Source organism: Saccharomonospora iraqiensis subsp. paurometabolica YIM 90007, from assembly GCF_000231035.2.
Classification (GTDB): Bacteria; Actinomycetota; Actinomycetes; order Mycobacteriales; family Pseudonocardiaceae; genus Saccharomonospora; species Saccharomonospora paurometabolica.
Map to the genome: position 1 here is coordinate 72,380 of NZ_KI912261.1, position 2,247 is coordinate 74,626.

The 2,247-nt window shown below is 73.6% G+C and carries 2 protein-coding genes; both read right to left on the reverse strand.

Annotated elements, in window-relative coordinates:
• Window positions 1-948: inner membrane protein YhjD (gene yhjD / locus SACPADRAFT_RS0222980; protein WP_040924781.1), on the reverse strand; the 948-nt coding region annotated here is incomplete at its 3' end.
• Between the two features lie 155 nt (window positions 949-1,103).
• Window positions 1,104-2,247: 5-amino-6-(D-ribitylamino)uracil--L-tyrosine 4-hydroxyphenyl transferase CofH (cofH, locus tag SACPADRAFT_RS29425; protein WP_007027349.1), on the reverse strand; the 1,144-nt coding region annotated here is incomplete at its 5' end.

Consider the following 2,247-nt stretch of genomic DNA (forward strand, 5'->3'; position numbering starts at 1 on the left):
GCCGACGCCGAACGCCCCCGCCGCGAGCCCGACGCCCGGGCCGCGCCGCACCCGCACTGTGGGACGGATCACGGCGGGACGGGGGAGGGCGTCCGGGGCGGCGAGGTTCTCCCGCGCGGTGGCCGTCCACGCGGTGACGAACAGCAGGAACCGGGCGACCAGGTTGGCGAACACCAGCAGACCGATGATCGGGCCGAACAGCGCCCCGCTGGGCGAGCTGGTCACGCTCGCCAGGTAGATGCCGCCGACCTGCTTGAGGACCTCGAACCCGATCGCGGCGAGCACCGCGCCGCGCACGGCGCTGCGCACCGCGACCTTCTCCCGGGGCAACTGGGACAGCACCCAGAGGAACACCAGCACGTTGGCCGCCAGCGCGAGCACGATGGTGGCCAGCCGCAGCAGGAATCGTGCCCAGGCGGCCTCCTCCAACCCGACCAGGCCGAGCAGGAACTCCCCGACGCCCGCGCCCACGGCGGTGAGGCCGAACGAGACGGCCAGCGCCACCCCGAGCCCGACCAGCGAGACGAGGTCCTTCAGCTTGCCGGACAGGAACGGCTGCTTCTTCTTGTGCTGGCCCCACTGCGCGGTGAGCGCGTCCCGGAGGTTGGTCATCCAGCCGAGCCCGGAGTAGAGCGCCAGCAGCAGACCGAGCACGCCGACCCCGGCCCGGGAGTCGAGCGCGGCGCTCACGATCTGGTTGAGGAACTCGCCCAGCCCGTCCGGGGCGGAGTTGATGATGCCCTCGCTGAGCCGGTTCAACGCGGCGTCGTTGCCCGCCAGGAGGAGGCCCGCGACCGAGAAGCCGACCATGAGCAGCGGGAACAGCGACAACACGGAGAAGTAGGTGATCGCGGCGGCGTAGTGGTTGCCGTACCGCTCGGTGAACGCCTCGTTCGCCCGGACGACGTGATCGAGCCACCCGTACCGGCGACGCAGCCGGGCGAGCAGCTTCTCGTCGTCCGTGCCGCTCTTGCCGGCACGCGCACCGCGGCCGGTCCCGGTCGTCGCATTCCGTCGCGGGGTCGTGCCCGCCGTCTCGTCCGCCACGCGAGGACGCTAACCACCGTCGTGGCCCCCGGCAACGCGGGGCGCCGGAACCCCGGTCACCCGGGCGGCTCCGTGGCGGTGGCCGGGGCGGCGGCCGGGGTGACCGGGCCGTAGGTGGTGGTGCGCTGCCTGCCCGGCCTGCCGGCGAGGGCGGTGAGCGCGTCCAGTTCGGCGACCGTGCGCGACGACCCGTGGTCGGAGCCGGCCATGCGGGAGATCGTCTCCTCCATCAGCGTGCCGCCGATGTCGTTGGCGCCGCCCCGCAGCACCCGGGCCGACCCCTCGTCGCCGAGCTTGACCCACGAGCACTGGATGTTGTCGATCCGGCCGTGCAGGGCGAGCCGCGCGAACGCGTGCACCGCGCGGTCGTCCCGGACGGTCGGGCCCGGGCGGGCCACGCCCGCGAGGTAGAGCGGGGCGTTGTGGTGCACGAACGGCAGGGCGACGAACTCGGTGAACCCGCCGGTCTCGTCCGCGATCCCGGCCAGCGTCCGCAGGTGGCCCAGCCAGTGGCCGGGATGGTCGACGTGGCCGTACATCATCGTGGACGACGAGGGCAGCCCCAGCCGGTGCGCGGTGGTCACCACCTCGATCCACGCGCGGGCGGGCAACTTGCCCTTGGTGAGCACCCAGCGCACGTCGTCGTCCAGGATCTCGGCCGCCGTGCCGGGGATCGAGTCCAGCCCGGCGTCGCGCAGCTCCGTGAGCCACTCCGCGACACTCACGCCCGCCTTGGCCGCGGCCGAGACGACCTCCATCGGGGAGAAGGCGTGGACGTGCATCCCGGGAACCGCCTTCTTCACCGCCCGCACCAGCTCGGCGTAGTGCCCCACGGGCAGTCGCGGGTCGATCCCGCCCTGCATGCACACCTCGGTGGCGCCCGCGTCGGCCGCCTCGACCGCCCGCGCGGCGACCTCGTCCACGGACAACCGGAACGCGTCGGCGTCCCGCTCCCGCTGCGCGAACGCGCAGAACCGGCAGCCGACGTAGCAGACGTTGGAGAAGTTGATGTTGCGGTTGACGACGTAGGTGATCGGCTCCCCGACCACGTCGGCGCGCAGCTCGTCGGCGAGCCGGGTCAGGGTCTCCAGCGCCTCGCCCTCGGCGGTCAGCAACGCCAGTGCGGCGTCGGCGTTGTCCCCGGCCAGCAGCGCCGCGGGGTCGTCGGCGGCCAGCCGCAACCCCGCGGCCACGTCCCCG